Genomic DNA, 21,648 nt, shown 5'->3' on the forward strand with positions numbered 1-21,648 from the left:
AGTTATTATGAGTCAGGTTAAAGAAAATGACACAGTAAAAGTACATTACACCGGTAAATTGACAGACGGACAGGTCTTTGACAGTTCTCTTGAAAGGGAACCGATCGAATTCACCATGGGTCAGGGTCAATTGATCCCGGGTTTTGAGAAAGGTTTACTGAATATGAAGGAAAACGAAAAGAAAACTATTACGATCCCTGCTGAAGAAGCTTATGGTGAGCCAAGACAGGAACTGATCCAGGAAGTAGAAAAAAGTCAGCTTCCCGAAGAGATCAAGCCTGAAGTAGGAATGGGACTTGTTTCTAAAAGTCCTGACGGAAGAGAAATGAACCTGGTAGTAAAAGAGGTGAAAGAAGAAACTATCGTAGTTGATGGGAATCACCCATTGGCAGGAAAAGATCTTGTTTTTGACCTTGAAGTGGTTGAGATCAAATAATACCTGAAGGTATATAAAGAAAAACCCTGCATAAATTCTGCAGGGTTTTTTAATTTTTAAAATAAACGAATTAGTCTTCCTGGTGCATAAAGCGCTGCTTTGCCAGTAGTTCCTCATCTGTCTCCTCATTGGCAGGGTCAGGCACACAACAGTCGACAGGACAAACGGCCGCGCATTGAGGCTCGTCATGGAATCCTTTACACTCCGTACACTTGTCTGGAACTATATAATATATTTCGTCGCTAAGAGGCTCCTGTGCCTCTGAAGCGTTGGCCTTTTTACCATTGGGAAGGATCACATCACCATTTAGATCTGTACCGTCAGCATAGCGCCAGTCATCTGCCCCTTCGTAAATGGCAGTGTTAGGACACTCCGGTTCACAGGCTCCACAGTTGATGCATTCGTCAGTTATAATAATTGCCATAGCTTTTTTTTGTTCTAAATTTGCACAAATTTTTTACTTAATCTTATGTATATGTAAATCAGTGTATTAACATTCATTGTGTTTAAGCATTTAAGCATAATTTTGTGCTTTTGTTTAAGTATATACTCTTATTTATATCTTTGCTCAAGTCGATTGTCAAAGTTTAATCAGTATGTCTAAAACCACTTATGCCCTTGCTGCACTGAATCACGGTTCCATCAAAGATACAAAAGTAATAAACCTTCGGGTTACTACAAATAGGAAACCAAAGTACAAGTCCCTTAAGATAAATGTCAAGGCAAAAAATTGGGACCAAAAAAATCAGAGAGTAAAGGGTGGACTGAGAGGTGAGCCTAATGCCGACCTTATCAATGATAAGATTCACAAGATTCTTCTTAAGGCTCAAACTGAAGAAAACACTCACGTGGGTAAAAGAGAGAACAGCTTTCTGGATTACGCAAAGTATATTATTGGTGGAACACATACTCATGGAACTCGACAGAATAGGTACAGGGCCATTAAAAAATTGGAAACCTATCTCGATTACAGAGGCTTAGAAGACCTCCCATTCACTAAGTTGGATAATATCTTCATTGAAGGCTATTACTCGTGGCTAATGATGCCTGATGGTGGTGGCTTGGCAGTATCAACTGCCAATGAATACATGCAGATATTGGACCAGCTGGTGGACAAGACCATCTTGTCTGGTAAACACCACTTTAATAGCCATCCATTTTTAGGTCATAGAAGAAAAAAAACAGATAATATACTGGAAGTATTGGATGATACCGATTTGAAGAAGTTAATTGAATACAGACCCAGAACTGTAAAGCAAAAACAGGCTAAATCCGTTTTCTTCATGATGATGCATTTATCTGGAATACGCATATCAGATATCCTCACCCTTACCTTTAGCAATTTCTTTGTGGATAATGAGGGACGGCTTATGGTAAGATACAAAACTCAAAAGTCTTCAAAGGTTGTCACTACCAGGGTAAACATAGAAGCGGCATTGGAAATTATCAAGTTCCTTCACCCATATGATGTGAAAAAACAGACCAGTACTTTTATAACCCATAATTTGGAATATACCAGGTTGCGTGCACGATTAAAACAGGCCAAACGAGAATACGAATCAATCATTCCCTCTACTCTGGACTCCATCTACCGAACAATGACCGAAGAGCCAGACAAAGATTACATGTGGTTGCTGGAGCGAGAAGCAAAGGCTGAGCGGAAAAAAGAACATTTGAGGATTGAGATAATCCATTGTGAGGAAAAAATGGAGGAACACAAAAGAAAAATGATGAACAATATTGCCGACACCATCATGGTAATTAAGAAGGAACACCCAGGTGATACAATATTACCTCACATGAGAGGTCTATACAAAGGTGAGGACCGTTTGAGCCCAGAAGTTGAAGCCATATGCAATAATTTTAAGACCAAAAATAATCAAGCCCTTAAACGAATTGCTAAGAAGGTGGGGATAAAGAAAAAAATATCTAACCACCAGGCCAGGCACGTCTTTGCAATGAAGCTTTTTCTAAAAGGTGTAAATATGCATTACATTTCTCTGGCTCTGGGCCATAGTAATATTGCCACTACAGATAAATATAGGCAGAAGCTTATCGATGATAGACTTCATGATGTTACTGACGATTTTAGTGAGACTTTTAAAGACCTCAGTATCTGGGGTAATTAAGACCATTTCGGGAGGTTTATCTTTACGATACTTCAAACAGAATAAAATCCAGATGAGTTGCTATGGAATAAATCCAAATTATTAATTTAGTTGGAAATATTCCATGCAATGAAAAATCCTTTAAAAGAACAAGGAAGAACAGACAACCATCCCCAACCAGAAGTTGAAGAAAGTATTCGAGGTTTAGAATTTGATTACAGTTATACAGGAAAACGTATGGGCGGAAGCCAAATTGAACTTCATGTAACCAGCACAATTAGAGACTGGAAGACTTTAACTTACATCAGAAAAAGCTGGTATTTGGGTTCCAAAAATGATTGGAAAGGGTGTATTAAAAACCACATTATAGACCATCTTAATGACCTTAGCGTTGGTCGAATGATGGTCATGTCCCTTTTGCGGGAGTTTGAAGTAACCGAATCGAACTTCATTCCCTGGGAGAGGTACCATAACAGAAAATAATTTCCCCTTAAATATCGTTGACAATAGAGTTAATTGTTTAACTTAATCCAATGATTTTCAAGGGCTCTGTTTTAGGTTTTCTAATGATGCTATCTGTTGATGGTGGAGCTCAAGCTATATTTACCTCACCAATCACCCAGGAATATCCGACCATTTTCACAACGGATTTTAAAGATATCAATAGAAACCTTTTTATTGAACCCGAAACTATCACTCTGACCACTGACACTGAAGACGGTAAAATAATAGACGTTTTTGATGTTATTGAAATTAAAGATGAAGGAGGTCTTCTTAAATTTCTTTGTGTTACCAGAACGGGGGAAAAGCTTGTGACTGTTATTATCCCAGTACAAGAAAAAATCGAAATTATTGATATCTATAGACCCTCCAGCGTGACTGGTGAAGTTGAACAAATTCGGCTCTGGGTAAATTAAGTAACCTTCTATGATTATGACTTTATATGAGTACAAGTTACTACCGTTAGAAAAACAACATGAGGTTCTACACAGGGACGGGACCTTTCTTGAAGTCGTTACCGTTGGAGAAAGTAAGTACGTTCTCTACTCTTTATGTAATTTTTACGTGGAACTAAAGTATGCTGTCGCTCAAAATAGGGTGTTAAATTTACTGAGCTTCAAACCTTGTGAGAAACTGGATAAATATTTGAGAAATTACCCCTCGCCCACCTAACCATTCAGCGGTAAATCGGTATACTGATAAGCTTTAAGGTTAAATCGGAATACCCCCAGTGGGTTAGTCTTAACAGTTACCCTGTTTTGTGATATCTAATGAGCCTTTTTAAGATACTTGATTAATTCAGTCTTACATTTTTTATTCTGTCGGCATAGGTTCATATTATATCACTATTCCTATACATCTTAATTACTTCTCTTATCGAGGCTCGGATAAACTGAAGTTAAAAACCCGATTGACCAGACTCCCCAATTTCTGGTTTGTTATATGTCCAGATGTATCCCCTGTGCTTTCGTAAGGTTCCATAGCAGACTTTGCGAATAGACTTATTATAGTATCCAGCTGCATGTGCTTCATCAACAGATTTCCATTCCTTAACCAAGTGACCTTTTTCGGTAAGTTGATAAACAGCTTTTCTTCTGTTTTCTGCGGCCCTAAGATGGCAGTCATTGTGTGTCACATTAGCCTGCACTGTAACCCACTCCAAGTTAAAAAATTGGTTATCATGTCTTATCTCGTTAATGTGATTAACGACTGGTAATTGTTCTGGATTAGGAATGAAATGGGTGGCGACTAAACGATGAACCAAATGTTCCTCGTATTCTGTGCCTCCATCTTTATAAAGTCGGGCACAAGTATAACCCAATGGCTTCGGGGTAAGTTTTAGTAGTTTGTCGGGATAGTTTCTCTTGTACCCATCTCTGGCAATCATCTGTCTCCCTGCAGAAAGAATCCTTCCCATATTACTTATCCAGTAACGATGTTCAAAACCTCTAATCGGTTTCCACACCTCCAGTTTATCTGCTTTTACAACTTTATTTTTCCATATGCAAAATGCTCCATGGTTATGTTCTTTGATTATATGTGATTCGGTCATAATAGATTTTATTTATAACTATTATAAGCCCAGAAATGAATAAGTAAACCTTACACCATAAAAAATTACAATCTTTGGTAAAAGTGAAAGGAAGATGAAGCAGAGTTAGGTCAACTCTGGACTGTACCTTCACCTGATTGTAAAACAATTAAAAACTATGCATAACTACAGGTTAACTCCAGAAGATTTAAGAAGATTTGAAGGATACCAGAATGTTACTGATGATGAAGCCGAATTAATCCTTGATGATGTTTTAGCTCTGGCAAGATTGTGTTTGGACCTGGTCGGGTGATAAATACTTCAAACACTCTGGGAAGTGTGGTACAAAAAAACTGTGGTACTTTTATCTTGGTTTGAGGTACTACTGGTGTTGATTATTGTAGTACGTTTTTCCTTTGGATTTTTCTGCATTTATCGCTATATTGCTATATACCAATAAATCAACTCCAGATGAATGTAGCTATCCTCACCAGAGTATCAAAAGAGTCCCAATCCTTTGACCGACAAATCACAGACTTGCGAAGTCACGCCAACAGAAAAAACTACACCATCCTGGGCGAGTTCAATGAAAAAATAACTGGTGCAGCAAAGAACCACGACCGACAAGCATGGAATGAGCTAATGGACTTGGTTATCACAAAGCAATTGGATAAGGTATTGGTGTGGGAGTTATCAAGACTTGGGAGAAATACTCTTGAGGTCCTCAAAACCCTGGATGCTCTTCACGAGCATAAGGTTTCTCTATACATTCAGAACTATAACATTGAAACCCTCAATGCTGATGGTTCTTTGAACCCAATGTCTCAACTGATGGTAACCATGTTGGCTGAATTCTCCAGGACCGAACGTGCACTTATCCAACAACGTCTGGAAAGTGGTTACCGAAAACATCTTAGAAACGGTGGTACCGTGGGGCGTAAAAAAGGTATTAGGATGACAAATTCACAGCTATTAGAGAAACACAAAGAGGTGGTTAAATTCTTAAGAAAAGGGCGTTCAATAAGGGAAACCGCCACTCTGGCTTCAGTATCAACCAGAACAGTTCAGAAGATTAAGAAGGCTATGACACCTATTTGTTGTTAGACCACAATTAATTCTCACCTGCCATTCAAATTCCATATCTTTCCCAATAAATTTCTTTTTATGAACTATACCGATAAACTTGTCTTCGATAGAGGATTATTAAATGACCCTAAAATTAACTTTCACCATCATAAGTTTTTGACAGTCTTACATTTTAACCTTGTGGACCTTAATAACCGTTACAAGACCCATGTACAAATGGAATATAGTTGGGCGACCAAATTAGTTAAACCTCTTCCACCCTATAGTAGGTATTCGGAGACAATAGGAAAGAGACTTAACACATACCTGGCTTTCTTCTTTACTCCACTTGAGGAAAAGGAGTATGCACAATGGCTGATAAATATTATTCAGAACAGATACAAAACATTGCTTTACACCCTTCAGAACCAAGACTATAGTGAGGATGAAGAATTCATTTATGAATTAAACCTGTTTATATCCTTATATAAGGACTACCACCCAATTCAGCTCTGGGATAACCAAACAGAGGAATTTTTTAAGGTTACTATGAACAAATTTTGTTCGCAATTGGAAGCTGAATATCAAATATAATTACCAAATAAGAAGAGAAAAGCCAGCGCTTGGCTGGCTTTTTTTTAGAATAACAGCAAATACACTACCGCTACTTCAACCAAGGAGATTTTAACCTCCAAATTGCTGATTTTTATTATCATTACAATTAGTTGTTGTATGCTCGCATCTTGAGCTATTATACCACATCAGGGTTTTAATCTTTTAAGCGAGACCCTCATGTTTACTATATCTAACTCGCTTTTACGGCACTTTGGACACCTCACTTTTTGATTGGATATCCCGATGAAGATTCTCAATTTGTTTGGGTAAAATGTAGATGTATTCAATTAGATAGTCAATTAAGTCCATCATCTGAGTGGCAATTTCTTTATCTGGAGTATTTTCCAAATCAAAATGCGCTCCAAGGTTACCTCCTTTTCTTAGGGCATCAGCCAAAGTTAAAATAGGTTGCTTCAGCTCCAAATGACTTGGTAATTCAGTTAACCTTTTGCTCAGCGAATGTTTCTTTTTATCATCTGGTAATAAATCTTGAGTTATCCCTTCTAAAAGTCTCCGTACCAGAACGGATGTAGCAGTCCACTGACCATGGTTATATACATCAAGAGTAGATTCATAAGCTTTTTTTAAACCAAGGTTCAAGTTTGAATCGGTTTTACCGAAATCAATAATAGAGCTTCTTCTATTGGTATGAGGATAAATAAAAAGTTCACCAAACTCGCCATCTTCAGCCGAATCATATCCAATGTACACAAACTTGCTTGTTTGGCTACAGCCCGAACATCTCGATTCAGTTGTGAGTGAAAGATGTGTCTGGGGTATTGACCAGGGTAAAGCAAAATTCACACTCCTACCGCAGTGTGGGCAAGTCCAATCGACTGAATAGACCAATTTAAAATTGCCACGTTTCTGGTGACGTGTGAAAAATTTTTTATCGATTTTCTCCATATAAAGGGTTCTTCTACGAATTTAAATAATTTTAACTAATCACTAACATTTTCTTACATTTACCTCACCCTACACAAGTTCAATAACATTAAAATCATTTATGACTTTAAAATTAGATACGCTGGAATCCTGGTTATGGGAATCAGCTAACATACTCCGTGGGTCTATCGACTCATCAGACTTTAAAAATTACATTTTTGGATTACTGTTCTTGAAGCGCACCAACGACACTTTTGAAGAAGAAGTTGAGAACCTTATGGCTGAGGATGGTATGTCTCGTGAAGATGCCGAGGAAGATGCATACTTCAACTTCCCACAAGAAGCAAGATGGGATAACTTGAAGAAAAAAACCGAGAATATTGGTGTTGCTTTGGATAAGGCTTTTGCTGCAATTGAACGTGATAACACTTCTCTGGAAGGTGTTCTTACCACTACCAAGTTTGGTGATAAGGAGAAGTTGTCAGATGATGTCCTTCAACGATTGTTGCGCCATTTTAATACCCATTCACTGCGGAATCAGGACCTCGAATCCCCACACATTCTGGGTGATGCATACGAGTATCTAATCAAGCAATTTGCTGATGACGCAGGAAAAAAAGGTGGGGAATTTTATACACCTCGTGGTGTAGTCCAGCTAATAGTACAGCTGATAAAACCCCAGCCTCGCCAAAAGGTGTATGACCCAACAATGGGTAGCGGGGGAATGCTCATTGAGGCCGCCAATTATGTTGCCGAGCAACCTGATGGAAAAGTGGGTAAAAATGTAAATGTATCACTGTACGGACAGGAAAAGAACCTGGGGACATGGGCTATAGGTAAACTAAATATGTTGCTACACAATTTTGTGGATGCCGACCTTCGTAAAGGTGACACTCTGGTGAACCCCAGACATACAGAAGACAATCAATTGATGCTGTTTGACCGTGTGGTAGCCAATCCACCTTTTTCCCTGGGGGAATGGTGGACGCCAGCAGAAGTGGCACAGGAAACAAAACTGGACAAGAATGGCAAAGAAAAAAAGGTAACTCCAGATTACAAAACTAAGGTTACCGACCGCTATGGTCGGTTCCAGTATGGTATTCCACCACGTGGATATGCTGACTTTGCATTCCTTCAACACATGGTTGCAGTACTGAAACAAGACGGTAAGGCTGGGGTCGTACTGCCTCACGGAACCTTATTCCGTGGGTCCAGTGAAGGCAAGATTCGTAAGGCTTTGATAAAAGCCGACATTATTGAAGGTATTATCGGCCTACCCGCTAAATTGTTTTACAATACAGGCATACCAGCGGCAATCTGGATAATCAACAAGAACAAACCCGCAGACCGAAAAGGTAAGATGGCTATAATTGATGCCAGTAATGGTTTCAAGGAAGGTAAGAACCAGAATGAACTACTCGAAACAAACGTCGCTAAGATAGTTGAAGCCTATTATGCATACACCGATGTGAAAAAATTTATGCGAGTGGTCCCGATTGAAGATATTAAAGAAAATGATTACAACTTGAATATATCCCGATACATTGACACAACGGAGCCAGAAGTTGAAGTTGACCTGAAACAGGTGAAGGTAAAATTACAGGAGTTGGAGGAAAGGGAAAAGGAAATTGATAGCAGACTCAAAAGCTATCTACAAGAACTCGGAATATAAATGGAAGGTTACGTTAAAACTGATATCGGACTAATTCCTCAAGATTGGAATTTATATAAACTGGGTGAGGTCGCCACTTTCAGAAGAGGAAGCTTTCCTCAACCCTATGGTCTGGATAAATGGTATGATGACAACAATGGCTATCCTTTTGTTCAGGTTTACGATGTTGGGGATAATCTAACTCTAAAAGCCACAACCAAAAGAAAGATTAGTGAAGAGGCTGCGGAAAAGAGTGTATTAGCCAAGAAAGGAACATTACTACTTACCATTCAAGGTTCCATTGGTAGGATGGCAATTGCGCATTATGATACTTATGTGGATAGGACTTTACTTTTATTTAATTCTTTTAAAGTACCAATAGATAAGAATTTTTTTATGTTCACAGTCTTCAGGCTGTTTGAACTGGAGAAACAGAGAGCACATGGTAGTACTATTAAAACTATCACAAAAGCCCAATTAACCAATTTTCAAATACCGTTACCACCATATCCTGAACAGCAAAAAATAGCGGATATTCTTGGTACCGTAGATAAGAAGATTCAGGTCATTGACGAACAAATTTTAAAGACAGAGAAGCTGAAAAAAGGGGTGATGCAAAGGTTACTTACTGAAGGCATTGGGCACACCGAATTTAAAGATTCCCCTCTTGGTAAGATTCCAAAAAGCTGGCAATTAATTAGTTTGTATGATTTGCGAAACAAAAAGGATAAATATGGATTTACGGGAGGACCATTTGGTTCAGACTTAAAATCCGAACATTACACTCTGGATGGGGTTAAAGTGATACAACTACAGAATATTGGAGAAGGTAAGTTTATAGAAAAGGGAATAATCTATACTTCAGAAGAAAAGGCAGATGAATTAAAGTCTTGCAATATCTATCCTAATGATATAATTCTTGCGAAAATGGCACCAGTTGCACGCTGTTGCATAGTGCCCTCATTAGACGAGAGGTATGTAATGTGTTCAGATGGAATCAGGTTATCCGTGGATAGGGAGAGATTTGATAACGATTTTATCTTTCAGGCTCTCAATTGTCCTTATTTCAGGAACCAAGCTGAATCTAAAAGTACAGGAACAACAAGAGCAAGGATTGGATTAAATGACCTAAAGAAAACTGTACTTATAGTTCCACCAGATATAAGTGAGCAAAAAAAATTAGCACAAATTTTAAAGACCTTTGATGAAAAAATTAATGTTTTGGATGGTAAAAAGATGGAATACCATAAACTTAAAAATGGGCTTATGCAGACACTTTTGACGGGTAAAATTAGAGTTAACAATCCAATAGAAGTTTAACCATGAACAATTCTCCTGAATACCTTCAAAGCGAGTTACCCGCACTGGACCTTTTCCAGAAGATGGGGTATGAATACTACAATGCCGCTGTTCAGGATGAGCGGGATGATATTACTGATACTGTTCTCAAGTCCCGATTAAGGTTAGCCATTAAACGTTTGAATCCATGGATTAATGAAAGTAATCTGGAGAAGGTTTTCAATCGTGTCACTTCAATTACAGGAACCTCAGTCATGGAAATCAACCAGGAGATTTGGGAGATTATTCGTGGTGGAACCATAACAGTAAAGCAACGGATAGGTGATACAGAAGAGTTTCATCCCATTCATTTTGTTGATTACCAAAACCCAAGTAAAAACGAATTCCTGGTTATCAACCAGATTAAATATCACGGCAAGCACCAACATTCTGTTCCAGATATTATGGTGTATTTGAATGGAATGCCAATTGCGGTAATTGAATGTAAATCACCCACGGCTCAAAATGCATGGGATAAGGCTTTCTACGACCTAAAGTACTATCAGGAAAATTCTGAAAAGCTTTTTCACTTTAACCAAATATGTGTTGGTCTCTGGAAAGACGGTGGTCGATATGGTGCCATTGGTTCCCCTCAGCAGTTCTATTCTGTCTACCGACCTCACAAGGAAGACGACCTCACTTTTTTGGGACCCAACCCAACTGCCCAGGATATACTGCTGTACTCCATCTTTAGAAAAGAACGTATCCTGGATATAATTCGCCATTTTGTGATTTTTGAATTGGATGAAGGTTCAGTAATAAAAAAGCTTCCACGATATCAGCAGATACGTGCGACAAACAAAACTATTGCCAGGTTAAAATCTGGTGAAGGTGGTGTGGTATGGCATACTCAAGGAAGTGGTAAATCTATTACCATGGCCTATGTTACCCGCAAATTGATGGCTCCAGAATATGGATTCGATAATCCTACTGTGATGGTCATGACGGACCGAAAGGACCTTGACCGACAAATCACCACAACATTTCAAAACGTTGGATTCGGTAACGTGAAGCAAGCTTCTTCGGTGGCGCACCTGGATAAACTATTACGCAATGATTACGGTGGAATCATTACCACTACCCTTCAAAAATTTCAGGAAACGGATAGGGATTCTGAAACCGATACTGACCAGACCGAAATCGAAGAACGTGGAAATCTTATCATTGAAAAATCCATTGATGCCGATAACAATAAACTAATTAAACGCACCAAAGAACTTCAACAGGGAAAATGGGTGGAAATTGAGGTTGAAGAAATTGACCTAAAGCAGTTATCCACAAAGGAAAATCTCTACATCCTGGTTGATGAAGCTCATAGAAGCCATTATGGATTCCTTGCAGCATTCATGAGGTCTGTACTCCCCAATGGTAAGTTTGTGGCATTTACAGGCACCCCAATAAGTAAAGAAGACAAGAGTACTTTGGGTGAGTTCTACGGTGGTAATTACATTGACGTATACACTATCAAAGAATCCGTTGCCGATGGTGCAACTGTGGAACTACTTTATGATGAAGGTATAGCTCAAATGGATGTCCGCAAAGAAGAGCTCGATGCGGAGTTTGATGAGAAATTTAAAGATGCTTCTGAGGAAAAGAAGGATAAACTGAAGCGTGTTGCGCTTCAAAAGTATCAGTTATCCTCCAGTAGAATTACCGATATAGGAAAACATATCGTAAACCACTACCAAAGTAAGATATATCCAGATGGTCACAAGGCTTTAATAGTAACCAGTGGTCGTGACGCTGCCATTAAGTACCAGAAAGTACTTACGGAACTTAGGGAACAGGGGCTTCATGATTTCGATTCCAAGGTAGTAATCAGTATCGGTTCACCAAAATCTGATGAAATAGCCAAGGAATACTACGGCACCCTGGAATGGAACCGTGAACACCCAGAGGAACCAAGACCCATTTGGGTGACGTCACCTGAAAATATTAAAACTGTTACGGAAGATTTTAAACTACCTTTTGGTGATGAGAATGACAAAGAGAAATCTGGTAAGAAGAAGTATGATAACACAGCCTTTGTAATTGTCTCGGATATGCTGCTCACTGGGTACGATGCACCAATAGCGAGTGTTCTTTACCTTGACAAGCCGTTGAAGGAGCACAACTTACTTCAGGCCATCGCACGGGTGAATCGTTCCCGTAAGGGTAAGCACGCTGGGTTCATTGTGGATTACAATGGGATATCGGCATATCTCATCCAGGCTATGGAAATCTTTTCTGGTGATTTAAGACCAGAGGACATTCTTAAGAATATTAATGAGGAACTTCCCAGGCTGGAGCTTAATCACACAAAATTAATTGCCTTCTTTAACCCCATGCGTATCAACCGCAAATACGAACGTGACCACTTTATTGATTCCGCACTTAGATACATTGAACCACAAGATAAGCGTGATGAGTTCAAGTCACTTCTGAAGGATTTCAATAAATCCATTAACCTTGTCCTGCCGAGTCAGAAGGCTATGAAATATCAGGATGATTTTAAGTTGTTTAATGAGCTCAAGTTGCGGGCCCGCAATACATATCCCGATGACGAAGACCTGAAGGTGACCAGGGATGAAAGTAAGATGCTACAAGATATGATTGACACCCACCTGCGTTCTGAAGGTGTTGAAAATTTACTGGAAAAGCCAATATCCATCATTGATAAAGACAAGTTCAAGGAAGAAATGATGAATGCATCACCAGCCACCAAAGAGCTGAAGATGCGGAACAACCTGAAGCATACAATAAGAGTTGGTATCGACAAAAACCCTGATTTTTTTAAACCCTTGGCTCAACGCCTGGATGAATTACTGAAGCAACGCAAGGAACAACGAATAACTGAGACCCAATTGTTATTGGCCTATGCTGGTATCCAGAATGAAATTGTGGAAGAACAAGAAGAAGGTGAATCCAAAGGCTTTGTTACAGAGCAACAGAGAGCCGTATTCAACTCCATGAAGACAATCTTTAATGGCGAAGCAGAAGATGCCACACATACGCTCTATGACCTTATCTCTGGTGAATTAAACATCGTTGGATGGAAAGAAAAGAGTCGGGTCCAGAAGGATATCGAAAATAAGATAAAGCGATTCCTGAAGACTAAGCTGGAACACAACGAGGCCAAACTTAAAGCAAAGGAACTGATTGATGTTTTAAAGAAGAACAAGAATGGGTGATTCTGTAGAAGATTGGGATTGGTCTCAATGGCTGCCGTTTCCTGACCCCAGCGACCATGGAATCTTAAGGGCTCCATTTGGTCCTGGACTGTATCAGTTGAGGAACGCTAAGACTGGTGAATATGTTGTCTTTGGTAAAGGAAAGAATCTGGCATATAGAATGACTTCCTTATTGCCTATTCCCTTTGGCCAAGGCACCCGAAAAAACACCCGTAAACGTGATTATGTGCTGGATAACTTGATTAATATTAAATATCGCACAGTAGCCTTAAAGAACACCTCGAAATTAAAGACCTTGGAATCGGAGTTAAAAAACTCTCAACACTATTTATTTAATTCATAGAACATGCCTAAAGTAGCTTACGGTAATAAGGTGATAGAATACTCCATCCAAGAGAAAGATGAGCTTAAATCGCATTATATTACTGTCGAACGTGGTAACGGTGTTGTACTGAAAGGTAAACCTGTGACTGAGGAACAATCACAGCGGTTGGTCCTTAAAAGGGCTCAATGGATTCTGGATAAGTTGAAGTTAGTCGAAGCCATTAATGAGGGTGACATAGTCACTGGTTCCCGTATTCAATACCTGGGTCGAAAGTACTATACACAGTTGAGTAAAGTGCCAGAGTTGGCGAAGGTCCAAGTTGACTTCAATGAATCCAAGTTCCAGATATCCGTTCCTGAAGGTTGCAATCAGAAAGATATCCAACAGGCCCTTGAGAAATTCTTTCGGGTCAAAGCTATAGAGAAAATTCAACCACGGCTTGAGAGATGGTCCAGGCAAACTGGTTTCACCTACACCAATGTCAAGTTTATGAAAATGAATAAGCGATGGGGAAGTTGTACGGTTGGTAACGCAATTCATATTAACATAGATGCTGTTAGGCTTCCGTATTCATTAATAGACTATCTCGTGGTTCATGAACTTGTACATACCATCCACAAGAATCACTCTAAAGCATTCTGGGCAGAACTTTCCAAATATATACCCAACTGGAAGCACTTAGATGAGCAGATGTCGGGAATGAAGCTTTAATTAAATAATTCTATTCCATTTTAACTGGGGTAAATCTTTATTGTGCCCAGAGAAATAACGTTATACTTATCTGATTATATGCATGTTACTCTCTATTCATAATGATGAATATAATGAGGGGAATGTATTACTATTTACTATTGTTTATAGATAAGATATTATAATTACTACTGATTAATGTTATTATCATTGAGGTACACATTGATTATAGTTCAGTTGTAATTAAATGAAATTCTTAACAATAGGTATTGGTGTTGATGTAGAAATGTATCATGTTTGAAGTAATAATAGATTCATTAAATAAATATATACATGATGAATATGAATAAATTAGTAATGACCCCATCGGGGATAACTGAGAGCCTAATGTTTAACCTCAAATGTCCCTACACTATGTAAAAGAAGAATTAGCCAAAGCTGGTCTTTCTGGTTCTTTAGAATTGTTTAATATCATAACGAACCAGAATGAATCGATAACAGTTCCTAAAAAGGCTATCCATAATTTTAGGTATATCCCAAACAAAGACTTTAAGTTGGTACATCCAAATCTTGAAGTCGCTAAAGAGTTAACACTTCTTACCTTAAGCAACCTGTCCAATACCTGGCTCAGGTCACAACATTCTGATGATGAGCGAATAATTCTGGGCTACAAAAGATTGTATTCCAGAATCCTTGAATCTCAAGTTAAAGTTTGTGGAAACCGTTCATCACCGTACAAAAAAATTCTCAAACTTCTACTCAAGCACGATTATATTGAAATCGGTGAGGATGCAGTGTACATACCCAACGGAAAGGGTAAAGCCAGAGAGTTCAGACTCACTCTAAAATATTTCGGTAAAGGCTGTGAGCGATACTTCTTGAAGACCCCAGAAGTTAGGCGCATGAGAAATATAGAGTTCAATGAAAACTTTGAGCGAGTGCTTCAGACAGCTATTGGTAGAAACCATTTAAGGTTGTTAACAAAGGTAACATGGCCAACAGATGATGAGGTCAGGGCTTGTATTGATGAAGCAGTTAAGTCCAGATGGTGTAATAGGGACCATAAAAGAATGGTATGGCTGGGGAAACATTCAAAGAAAGAATATCCACATTCCCAATTCGTACATGGTGAAGATTATATGAAAAGCTTTCGTTTTTTACGGGACCATATGAAGGTGCCAGTCGTGAAAAAGGAATGGATGGATGACGATGGTAATCTCAAGTTCCGTATCGCCACCTGTTTTAACCTTATGCCCAAATTGATTCGGAACCTAATCAAAATTGGAAACCACTCTATCGTGGAAAATGACTTTTCTGCCATGCACCCTAACATTATTCAAAAAATTTATGGTGGGTCTAACCTGGAGCCAATATCACACCAGAGTGTTTCAGAATACCTTGGCATAAGTAAAGACGATGCAAAAAAGGAACATCTTTCCTTCTTTAATAAAAGGATTTGTCAGATGAAGGCTTCACCACTCTGGAATTACTATGAAGTGAAGGAACCAAAAATGTTGGAGAACATTCTTCAAGAGAAGTGTCAGCATGGTCATGAAAAGACGTGCTGGAGAGTCTTTGAGATAGAGACTCGACTGATGGAAACTATAGTATCCAGGTTATCAGCAATGGGTATAGATGTGATATATGTGTATGATGCACTTTATTCCACGGCTGAAGAACAAGAAGTGGTTAAAGAAGTCATGAATTCTGTGGTAAGAGAATTTAATATACACTCACGAGTAAAATAGTATCTGAAGTCTCTATAAAATAACCCCGACCCAACGTTGGGGTTTTTACATTCTGCCTGGAAATTAAGAACCACCACCCCTGCCCTACACCAGGACGTCCTGCAATTCCGCTGTTACAGGGGGGGCTATACATTAACTAAAATTGTAAGGCGACTATGCCTTAAAAAAATTTTTGGAATTTTTGGACCCTAAAATTTCACCATTACCCTCACTATATCTGTAAGTTACAACAAGTAAACGTGGAGCCCGTTAATGCAAAAGTTGGTTGTATTAACCCGAAATCACAGAAAAAAGTAGGTCACTCAATGAACTGCATCTGCCTTTAGGACGTACAAATTCCATTGCTAAAAACTTTATCGTTACCAGTTCTGGATATAATACATGCTACTGTCGAAGAACAATTATTTGAGGTAATATAAAATACTATCTTTGCACCTTACATGAGAAAATTGCTGAGGCAAAATGTGTAAGTATGTTTAACTATTGTTTAAGCATATAACTTAAATAAGTCAAAGAATGCAGAATTTACGGGGCATAAAGTATGTATGCTATATTTTTGCACAAATTTAAAGCCAAAACAGTTCTAAAACAAATAAGGGAATGACAATCGAAGCACGCAGGGAAAAGTTAGAGATCCTCGGAAAATTTCTGGGACAGTTCAAAATGACCGGGATCGAAAAAGCAAATGATATCCCGCACAATGATCCTTATTTTGAACTTTTAAAGCAAAAAGCGGAAGCTGCCGTACACCACAACGGCTGGTTCACCCTCGAAAATGTCCTTTTTTCACTGGAGAACTGGAGCAAGGCCCTTACTTCTGAAAATCTTCAAAAATGGCTTTCCGGGTATGATTTTAAAGAGGTTACTCCGAAGAGGGTCGGGTTGGTTCTGGCCGGAAACATTCCACTGGTTGGATTTCATGATCTAATATCTGTCCTGGTAAGCGGACACACAGCTCTCGTCAAACAATCTTCTAATGATACACAGCTTCTGCCTGTAATTGTGGATTACCTTGGAGCTATTGCCCCGGAATGGAAAGATTCAGTAGAATTTATTTCTGACTCTGAAGGTGGTGCCTCAAAAATGGAAAATTATGATGCTGTTATTGCTACCGGAAGCAACAATACAGCCCGTTATTTCGAGTATTACTTTAAAGACAAGCCCTCCATAATCAGAAAGAACCGAAATTCGGCTGCGGTACTTACCGGAGAGGAATCTACCGAACAACTTACTGCTTTGGGTGAGGATATCTTTAGATATTACGGTCTGGGATGTCGCAATGTTTCGAAGCTTTATGTGCCTGAAGATTATGATTTTGATGCCTTTTTTAAAGCTATTTATGATTGGAATCCAATAATGAATCAGGCGAAGTATTCAAATAACTACGATTATAATAAGGCCGTCTACCTTATGAGCCTGTTCAAACTTCTGGAGAACGGATTTTTGATCCTCAAAGAAGATAAAGGCTTTGGGTCTCCAATTGCGACACTATTCTACGAGCGATATTCCAGTCTGAACGCGGTGAAAGTAGAACTAAATATTCAAAAAGAGAATATTCAGTGTGTGGTTGGTAAGGGCATTTTGGATACAGAAGTAGAATTTGGGCAAACACAGCATCCGGAATTATGGGATTATGCAGATAATGTAGACACTCTTGCATTTCTAACGAAAAAGATATAAAAAACCCATTTTTCAGCCATATTTAATCCCAAATTATTATTTCAATAACAAGTATTCCGTTATGATTTTCTCATATTTGTAACTGTCAAAAAAACCAATATGAAAAAACACAATTTTAGTGCGGGACCTTGTATCCTTCCGCAGGAAGTATTTCAGGAAGCTTCTCAGGCCATAGTAGATTTCAACAATTCAGGCTTATCCATATTAGAAATATCGCATCGCAGCAAAGATTTTGTAGATGTGATGGAAGAAGCCCGCAGCCTATCACTGGAGTTGCTTGGTCTTGAAGGAAAAGGCTATAAAGCACTTTTTCTGCAGGGAGGAGCGAGTACGCAATTCCTTATGGTAGCTTATAACCTTCTTAAGAATAAGGCCGCTTACCTCAATACAGGTACCTGGAGCACAAAGGCCATAAAAGAAGCTAAATTCTTCGGCGAAGTCAAAGAAGTAGCCTCTTCTGCAGACCAGGACTTCAAATATATTCCGAAAGGTTTTTTCATTCCGTCAGATGTTGACTATTTCCACTGCACTAGTAACAATACTATCTACGGTACTCAGATGAAGGAATTTCCAAATACACCCAGACCAATGGTTTGCGATATGAGTAGTGATATTTTTTCCCGCCAGATGGATTTTTCAAAGTTCGATCTTATCTATGCGGGTGCACAAAAGAATATGGGTCCTGCAGGGACTACCCTCGTGGTAATTAAAGAGGATATCCTGGGAAAAGTAGATCGCTCTGTTCCTTCCATGATGGACTACAAGGTGCACTTAAATAAAGCCAGTATGTTCAATACGCCTGCTGTTTATGCCGTGTATGTATCTATGCTGACGTTGCGTTGGTTGAAGAAAAACGGTGGCATCGCCGGAATTGAAGAACAGAATGAGAAAAAGGCGAACCTGCTTTATTCTGAAATAGATATTAACCCATTGTTTGAAGGCTACGCCAAAAAGGAAGACCGTTCTCAAATGAACGCAACTTTTAATTTGGTAAATGATGACCTGAAAGAAACTTTTGACACCATGTGGAAAGAGGCCGGAATAAATGGCCTTAACGGACATCGCAGCGTCGGCGGTTATCGCGCCTCGATGTACAATGCCTTACCTCTGGAAAGTGTACAGGTGCTGGTGGACGTGATGAGTGAGCTGGAAAGAAAAGCCTAAAATGTCATTTTTGACACCTAATTTTTAAAACTCTCAACATAACAGATGAAAGTCTTAGCAAACGACGGAATTTCCCCGGGTGGCCAAAAAGCCCTTGAGGAAGCCGGTTTTGAAGTAACTACAACTAAAGTGGCCCAGGAACAACTGGAAAACTATCTCAAAGAAAATAAGATCGACGTCCTGCTCGTGAGAAGCGGGACTAAAGTAAGAAAGGACATTATTGACCACTGCCCGGACCTCAAGATCATTGGTCGTGCCGGTGTGGGAATGGACAATATCGATGTGGAATACGCCCGAAAAAAAGGTATTAAGGTGATCAATACACCTGCCGCCTCTTCCAGTTCTGTGGCAGAATTGGTCTTTGCGCACCTTTTTGGCGGCGTTCGTTATTTACACGATGCCAACAGGAACATGCCTCTGGAAGGTGATTCCAGATTCAAGGAGCTAAAAAAGAACTATGCGGGTGGCCGTGAACTCCGCGGAAAGACACTTGGAATCATTGGCTTCGGAAGAATTGGTCGTGAAGTGGCAAAGATCGCCCTGGGAATTGGAATGAAGGTGATCGCCAGTGACCGCACTGAAGGTGAGGCAGAGATCACTCTGGAATTCTATAATCACCAGGAGATCAAGATCCCGATCAAAACCGAACCTGTAGATAAGCTCATCAAACATTCAGATTTTATTACTCTTCATGTCCCGGCTCAAAAGGAACCGGTAATTGGAAGGGAAGAGATCCAAAAAATGAAAGATGGCGTTGGAATTATTAATGCTGCGAGAGGCGGAGTAATTGACGAAGTTGCTTTGATCGATGCGCTTGAAAGCGGAAAAGTTTCTTTTGCAGGATTGGACACTTTCCAAAGCGAACCCTCCCCTGCCATTAAAGTCTTGATGAATGGCCGTGTTTCTTTAAGTCCGCACATTGGCGCGGCTACGAATGAGGCCCAGGAAAGAATTGGCCTGGAACTCGCTGACCAGATCATTGAGATCCTCAAAAAATAGAGACCTAATTCTCTTAAGAAAAGGAAATGCTTCTGTTAAAGGAAGCATTTTTTTTTGTGAAATGCCCGTTGCTCCTATCCTGATGCAATCAATATTTCGTAAATTATAAACAAAAAGGAAGTTATGGCGTCCATTTTAGATTTTTTAGATACAACGAAAGGAAAGGAATTCATTCAGAAATCCAGCGATGAAGTAAATGAGTCTCCCGATAAGGTGAAGTCTGCACTTGGTATGGCCTTACCAATGTTGATGGGTGCTATTAAGAAGAATACGAACGACGCTGAAGGTGCAGAAAAACTCAATAAAGAGCTGGAAAAGGATAAACACAACGGTTCTGTTCTAGATAATTTGGGAGGCAGTGCCATCAGCGGTTTATTGGGAGAAGGTTCCGGAATTCTGGAGCATATCCTTGGCGGCAGCCAGTCCAAAGTGGCAAATGCCGTAGGTTCTGCTATTGGAATGGATCCTTCCAAGGTAGCCAAGCTCCTAAAAATGGCAGCTCCTGTTGTCATGGGAATTCTGGGAAAACAAAAACGCAAAGACAATGTTGGCAAAGGCGGAATACAAGACCTCGTAGGTTCTGCTCTTGGTAGTAATTCCTCTCATGATCAATCATTACTGGAGACCTTTTTGGATTCTGATAAAGACGGTTCCATTGCCGATGATGTAGCAGGAAAGATCTTTGGAGGGAAGGATAAATCAAAAGGCCTGGGAGGCTTTTTTAAAGGATAAGATACATTATGAAAAATCTGCTGTACACATTGCTCTTGGGATTGTTCATCTATAGTTGCTCCTCAACAAAGCAAAGAAAGATGAGTTCCGGTGATGCGATGAATGATTCACTGGTGAGTGACACTGTGAGAATTGCCAATGATACCCTCGAGTACGAGATCATAATTATTGATCCCGGCTTCTCTTATTTCCTGGCTGCTATTGCCCGGCCGGAAGGATACTATACGCAATCTTATTTGGAAAATAAGAACCGTATCCTTGTTCAGGATTATAATTACCGGGTGCGACAACCTTTTCAGTACAATCCGGAGATCTATACCGAAGAGATAAATTACGACTCTCAGATCGATTATGGATATGATGTGAATTATAAGCTATACAATTACTTTGTTTACCTCTCCCGGAAGTATGGCGAACGTTTTTCGGTGCCTACGCGTCTTTGATCCGAATACTTTAGCGGTAAATTAGTTTTGATAAGGACAAAACCATCCGGTTCTGTCTTTTCTTTTTATATTTGCGCCATGGAAAAACTAAAAGCACGTTGGGATATTTCCTCAAACTGGCAGGTGATCTTGATCATCTTTGTTTTTGCTATTACAGGTTCTTCTTCAGTTTATGTGGCAAGGCCGATATTGGAATTCCTTGGGATTACCCGCGTTAATTTCACTCCGGAATTCTTTTGGGGAGGGATTAGTTACTATGCGATAAGGATACTCATAATATTTCCAACTTACCAGCTCCTGCTCGTTACTTACGGATGGATCTTTGGGCAGGCTAGATTTTTCTGGAACTTTGAGAAGAATATGCTGAGCCGCATAGGTCTTGCCAGGCTTCTTAAATTGTAGAATTATGAAGATATTCTATAAGTTTAGCGTAATATTTCTTGTAGGGCTTCTCACCTTTCCTTCAGCTGTTGAATTGGCTCACGTTTTTTCAGGCCACCAACACCATTTTTGTAACCATTATTCCGACTCACATTTTCATCAGAAGAGTGATGTTTGTAGTCTTTT

At 39.4% G+C, this 21,648-nt stretch carries 22 protein-coding genes; 19 read left to right on the forward strand and 3 right to left on the reverse strand.

The window, feature by feature from the left end; genetic code table 11:
- The first annotated feature begins 7 nt into the window (after positions 1 to 7).
- Positions 8 to 436: an FKBP-type peptidyl-prolyl cis-trans isomerase gene (locus ACNORC_RS12185; protein WP_418335923.1), complete on the forward strand. Its 429-nt coding sequence runs from the start codon at positions 8 to 10 to the stop codon at positions 434 to 436.
- A 70-nt stretch (positions 437 to 506) separates the two neighbouring features.
- Here the strand turns inward: ACNORC_RS12185 and ACNORC_RS12190 are convergent, their stop codons facing one another.
- Positions 507 to 860 (reverse strand): 4Fe-4S dicluster domain-containing protein, encoded by a 354-nt coding sequence (locus tag ACNORC_RS12190; protein WP_418335924.1) that lies wholly within the window; start codon positions 858 to 860, stop codon positions 507 to 509.
- A gap of 172 nt (positions 861 to 1,032) precedes the next feature.
- On the opposite strand from ACNORC_RS12190, the gene ACNORC_RS12195 reads away from it, so the two are divergent.
- The 3 genes from ACNORC_RS12195 (at position 1,033) to ACNORC_RS12205 (ending at position 3,461) form a co-directional block, all read left to right on the forward strand.
- A complete protein-coding gene (locus tag ACNORC_RS12195; RefSeq protein WP_418335925.1) occupies positions 1,033 to 2,565 on the forward strand; it encodes a tyrosine-type recombinase/integrase in 1,533 nt (510 codons plus the stop codon).
- A gap of 108 nt (positions 2,566 to 2,673) precedes the next feature.
- Positions 2,674 to 3,027: a hypothetical protein gene (locus ACNORC_RS12200; protein WP_418335926.1), complete on the forward strand. Its 354-nt coding sequence runs from the start codon at positions 2,674 to 2,676 to the stop codon at positions 3,025 to 3,027.
- A gap of 83 nt (positions 3,028 to 3,110) precedes the next feature.
- Positions 3,111 to 3,461, forward strand: a complete 351-nt coding sequence (locus ACNORC_RS12205) for a hypothetical protein (protein ID WP_418335928.1) — start codon at positions 3,111 to 3,113, stop codon at positions 3,459 to 3,461.
- A gap of 482 nt (positions 3,462 to 3,943) precedes the next feature.
- Here ACNORC_RS12205 and ACNORC_RS12210 read toward each other — a convergent pair whose 3' ends face one another.
- Positions 3,944 to 4,597: an NUMOD4 domain-containing protein gene (locus ACNORC_RS12210; RefSeq protein ID WP_418335929.1), complete on the reverse strand. Its 654-nt coding sequence runs from the start codon at positions 4,595 to 4,597 to the stop codon at positions 3,944 to 3,946.
- A 157-nt stretch (positions 4,598 to 4,754) separates the two neighbouring features.
- Here ACNORC_RS12210 and ACNORC_RS12215 point away from each other — a divergent pair, with 157 nt between their 5' ends.
- From ACNORC_RS12215 to ACNORC_RS12225, 3 genes are all read left to right on the forward strand, one after another.
- Complete coding sequence (locus ACNORC_RS12215) at positions 4,755 to 4,889, forward strand: hypothetical protein (RefSeq protein ID WP_418335930.1); 135 nt, start codon at positions 4,755 to 4,757, stop codon at positions 4,887 to 4,889.
- A 158-nt stretch (positions 4,890 to 5,047) separates the two neighbouring features.
- Positions 5,048 to 5,680, forward strand: a complete 633-nt coding sequence (locus tag ACNORC_RS12220) for a recombinase family protein (RefSeq protein ID WP_418335931.1) — start codon at positions 5,048 to 5,050, stop codon at positions 5,678 to 5,680.
- A 60-nt stretch (positions 5,681 to 5,740) separates the two neighbouring features.
- A complete protein-coding gene (locus tag ACNORC_RS12225; RefSeq protein ID WP_418335932.1) occupies positions 5,741 to 6,235 on the forward strand; it encodes a hypothetical protein in 495 nt (164 codons plus the stop codon).
- 222 nt (positions 6,236 to 6,457) lie between these two features.
- Here ACNORC_RS12225 and ACNORC_RS12230 read toward each other — a convergent pair whose 3' ends face one another.
- Entirely contained in the window at positions 6,458 to 7,162 is a 705-nt protein-coding gene (locus tag ACNORC_RS12230) for a DUF4145 domain-containing protein (protein ID WP_418335933.1), read from the reverse strand.
- 100 nt (positions 7,163 to 7,262) lie between these two features.
- Between ACNORC_RS12230 and ACNORC_RS12235 the strand changes: the two genes are divergently transcribed.
- From ACNORC_RS12235 to ACNORC_RS12290, 12 genes are all read left to right on the forward strand, one after another.
- Positions 7,263 to 8,813, forward strand: a complete 1,551-nt coding sequence (locus tag ACNORC_RS12235) for a type I restriction-modification system subunit M (protein WP_418335934.1) — start codon at positions 7,263 to 7,265, stop codon at positions 8,811 to 8,813.
- Entirely contained in the window at positions 8,814 to 10,112 is a 1,299-nt protein-coding gene (locus ACNORC_RS12240) for a restriction endonuclease subunit S (protein ID WP_418335935.1), read from the forward strand.
- A 2-nt stretch (positions 10,113 to 10,114) separates the two neighbouring features.
- On the forward strand, positions 10,115 to 13,300 hold the full coding sequence (locus ACNORC_RS12245; protein ID WP_418335936.1) for a type I restriction endonuclease subunit R: 3,186 nt from the start codon (positions 10,115 to 10,117) through the stop codon (positions 13,298 to 13,300).
- The gene (locus ACNORC_RS12250; RefSeq protein WP_418335937.1) at positions 13,293 to 13,643 is read left to right on the forward strand and encodes a hypothetical protein; all 351 of its coding nucleotides are present in this window, start codon (positions 13,293 to 13,295) and stop codon (positions 13,641 to 13,643) included. Before ACNORC_RS12245 ends, ACNORC_RS12250 begins: the two co-directional genes overlap by 8 nt.
- Before the next feature lie 3 nt (positions 13,644 to 13,646).
- Entirely contained in the window at positions 13,647 to 14,336 is a 690-nt protein-coding gene (locus tag ACNORC_RS12255) for a M48 family metallopeptidase (RefSeq protein WP_418335938.1), read from the forward strand.
- Positions 14,337 to 14,716: 380 nt separating this feature from the next.
- Positions 14,717 to 16,063 (forward strand): hypothetical protein, encoded by a 1,347-nt coding sequence (locus ACNORC_RS12260; protein ID WP_418335939.1) that lies wholly within the window; start codon positions 14,717 to 14,719, stop codon positions 16,061 to 16,063.
- Between the two features lie 600 nt (positions 16,064 to 16,663).
- Positions 16,664 to 17,743 carry an acyl-CoA reductase gene (locus ACNORC_RS12265; protein WP_418335940.1) on the forward strand — a complete coding sequence of 360 codons (1,080 nt, stop codon included), beginning with the start codon at positions 16,664 to 16,666 and terminating at the stop codon, positions 17,741 to 17,743.
- Between the two features lie 99 nt (positions 17,744 to 17,842).
- A complete protein-coding gene (gene serC, locus ACNORC_RS12270) occupies positions 17,843 to 18,907 on the forward strand; it encodes a 3-phosphoserine/phosphohydroxythreonine transaminase (RefSeq protein ID WP_418335941.1) in 1,065 nt (354 codons plus the stop codon).
- A 45-nt stretch (positions 18,908 to 18,952) separates the two neighbouring features.
- Positions 18,953 to 19,906, forward strand: a complete 954-nt coding sequence (locus ACNORC_RS12275) for a D-2-hydroxyacid dehydrogenase (RefSeq protein WP_418335942.1) — start codon at positions 18,953 to 18,955, stop codon at positions 19,904 to 19,906.
- 123 nt (positions 19,907 to 20,029) lie between these two features.
- Positions 20,030 to 20,638 (forward strand): DUF937 domain-containing protein, encoded by a 609-nt coding sequence (locus ACNORC_RS12280; RefSeq protein ID WP_418335943.1) that lies wholly within the window; start codon positions 20,030 to 20,032, stop codon positions 20,636 to 20,638.
- A gap of 8 nt (positions 20,639 to 20,646) precedes the next feature.
- A complete protein-coding gene (locus ACNORC_RS12285; RefSeq protein WP_418335944.1) occupies positions 20,647 to 21,081 on the forward strand; it encodes a DUF6146 family protein in 435 nt (144 codons plus the stop codon).
- Between the two features lie 78 nt (positions 21,082 to 21,159).
- Positions 21,160 to 21,483 carry a DUF6787 family protein gene (locus tag ACNORC_RS12290; RefSeq protein ID WP_418335945.1) on the forward strand — a complete coding sequence of 108 codons (324 nt, stop codon included), beginning with the start codon at positions 21,160 to 21,162 and terminating at the stop codon, positions 21,481 to 21,483.
- Positions 21,484 to 21,648 lie beyond the last annotated feature (165 nt).

Source organism: Salinimicrobium soli (genome assembly GCF_048323655.1).
GTDB classification, from domain to species: Bacteria; Bacteroidota; Bacteroidia; order Flavobacteriales; family Flavobacteriaceae; genus Salinimicrobium; species Salinimicrobium soli.

Excerpts from the sequence above, each read along its gene's own strand:
- ACNORC_RS12185 (WP_418335923.1), top strand. The coding sequence starts at position 8 with ATGAGTCAGGTTAAAGAAAATGACACAGTAAAAGTACATTACACCGGT.
- ACNORC_RS12190 (WP_418335924.1), bottom strand. The coding sequence starts at position 860 with ATGGCAATTATTATAACTGACGAATGCATCAACTGTGGAGCCTGTGAA.
- ACNORC_RS12195 (WP_418335925.1), top strand. The coding sequence starts at position 1,033 with ATGTCTAAAACCACTTATGCCCTTGCTGCACTGAATCACGGTTCCATC.
- ACNORC_RS12200 (WP_418335926.1), top strand. The coding sequence starts at position 2,674 with ATGAAAAATCCTTTAAAAGAACAAGGAAGAACAGACAACCATCCCCAA.
- ACNORC_RS12205 (WP_418335928.1), top strand. The coding sequence starts at position 3,111 with ATGATGCTATCTGTTGATGGTGGAGCTCAAGCTATATTTACCTCACCA.
- ACNORC_RS12210 (WP_418335929.1), bottom strand. The coding sequence starts at position 4,597 with ATGACCGAATCACATATAATCAAAGAACATAACCATGGAGCATTTTGC.
- ACNORC_RS12215 (WP_418335930.1), top strand. The coding sequence starts at position 4,755 with ATGCATAACTACAGGTTAACTCCAGAAGATTTAAGAAGATTTGAAGGA.
- ACNORC_RS12220 (WP_418335931.1), top strand. The coding sequence starts at position 5,048 with ATGAATGTAGCTATCCTCACCAGAGTATCAAAAGAGTCCCAATCCTTT.
- ACNORC_RS12225 (WP_418335932.1), top strand. The coding sequence starts at position 5,741 with ATGAACTATACCGATAAACTTGTCTTCGATAGAGGATTATTAAATGAC.
- ACNORC_RS12230 (WP_418335933.1), bottom strand. The coding sequence starts at position 7,162 with ATGGAGAAAATCGATAAAAAATTTTTCACACGTCACCAGAAACGTGGC.
- ACNORC_RS12235 (WP_418335934.1), top strand. The coding sequence starts at position 7,263 with ATGACTTTAAAATTAGATACGCTGGAATCCTGGTTATGGGAATCAGCT.
- ACNORC_RS12240 (WP_418335935.1), top strand. The coding sequence starts at position 8,814 with ATGGAAGGTTACGTTAAAACTGATATCGGACTAATTCCTCAAGATTGG.
- ACNORC_RS12245 (WP_418335936.1), top strand. The coding sequence starts at position 10,115 with ATGAACAATTCTCCTGAATACCTTCAAAGCGAGTTACCCGCACTGGAC.
- ACNORC_RS12250 (WP_418335937.1), top strand. The coding sequence starts at position 13,293 with ATGGGTGATTCTGTAGAAGATTGGGATTGGTCTCAATGGCTGCCGTTT.
- ACNORC_RS12255 (WP_418335938.1), top strand. The coding sequence starts at position 13,647 with ATGCCTAAAGTAGCTTACGGTAATAAGGTGATAGAATACTCCATCCAA.
- ACNORC_RS12260 (WP_418335939.1), top strand. The coding sequence starts at position 14,717 with ATGTCCCTACACTATGTAAAAGAAGAATTAGCCAAAGCTGGTCTTTCT.
- ACNORC_RS12265 (WP_418335940.1), top strand. The coding sequence starts at position 16,664 with ATGACAATCGAAGCACGCAGGGAAAAGTTAGAGATCCTCGGAAAATTT.
- serC (WP_418335941.1), top strand. The coding sequence starts at position 17,843 with ATGAAAAAACACAATTTTAGTGCGGGACCTTGTATCCTTCCGCAGGAA.
- ACNORC_RS12275 (WP_418335942.1), top strand. The coding sequence starts at position 18,953 with ATGAAAGTCTTAGCAAACGACGGAATTTCCCCGGGTGGCCAAAAAGCC.
- ACNORC_RS12280 (WP_418335943.1), top strand. The coding sequence starts at position 20,030 with ATGGCGTCCATTTTAGATTTTTTAGATACAACGAAAGGAAAGGAATTC.
- ACNORC_RS12285 (WP_418335944.1), top strand. The coding sequence starts at position 20,647 with ATGAAAAATCTGCTGTACACATTGCTCTTGGGATTGTTCATCTATAGT.
- ACNORC_RS12290 (WP_418335945.1), top strand. The coding sequence starts at position 21,160 with ATGGAAAAACTAAAAGCACGTTGGGATATTTCCTCAAACTGGCAGGTG.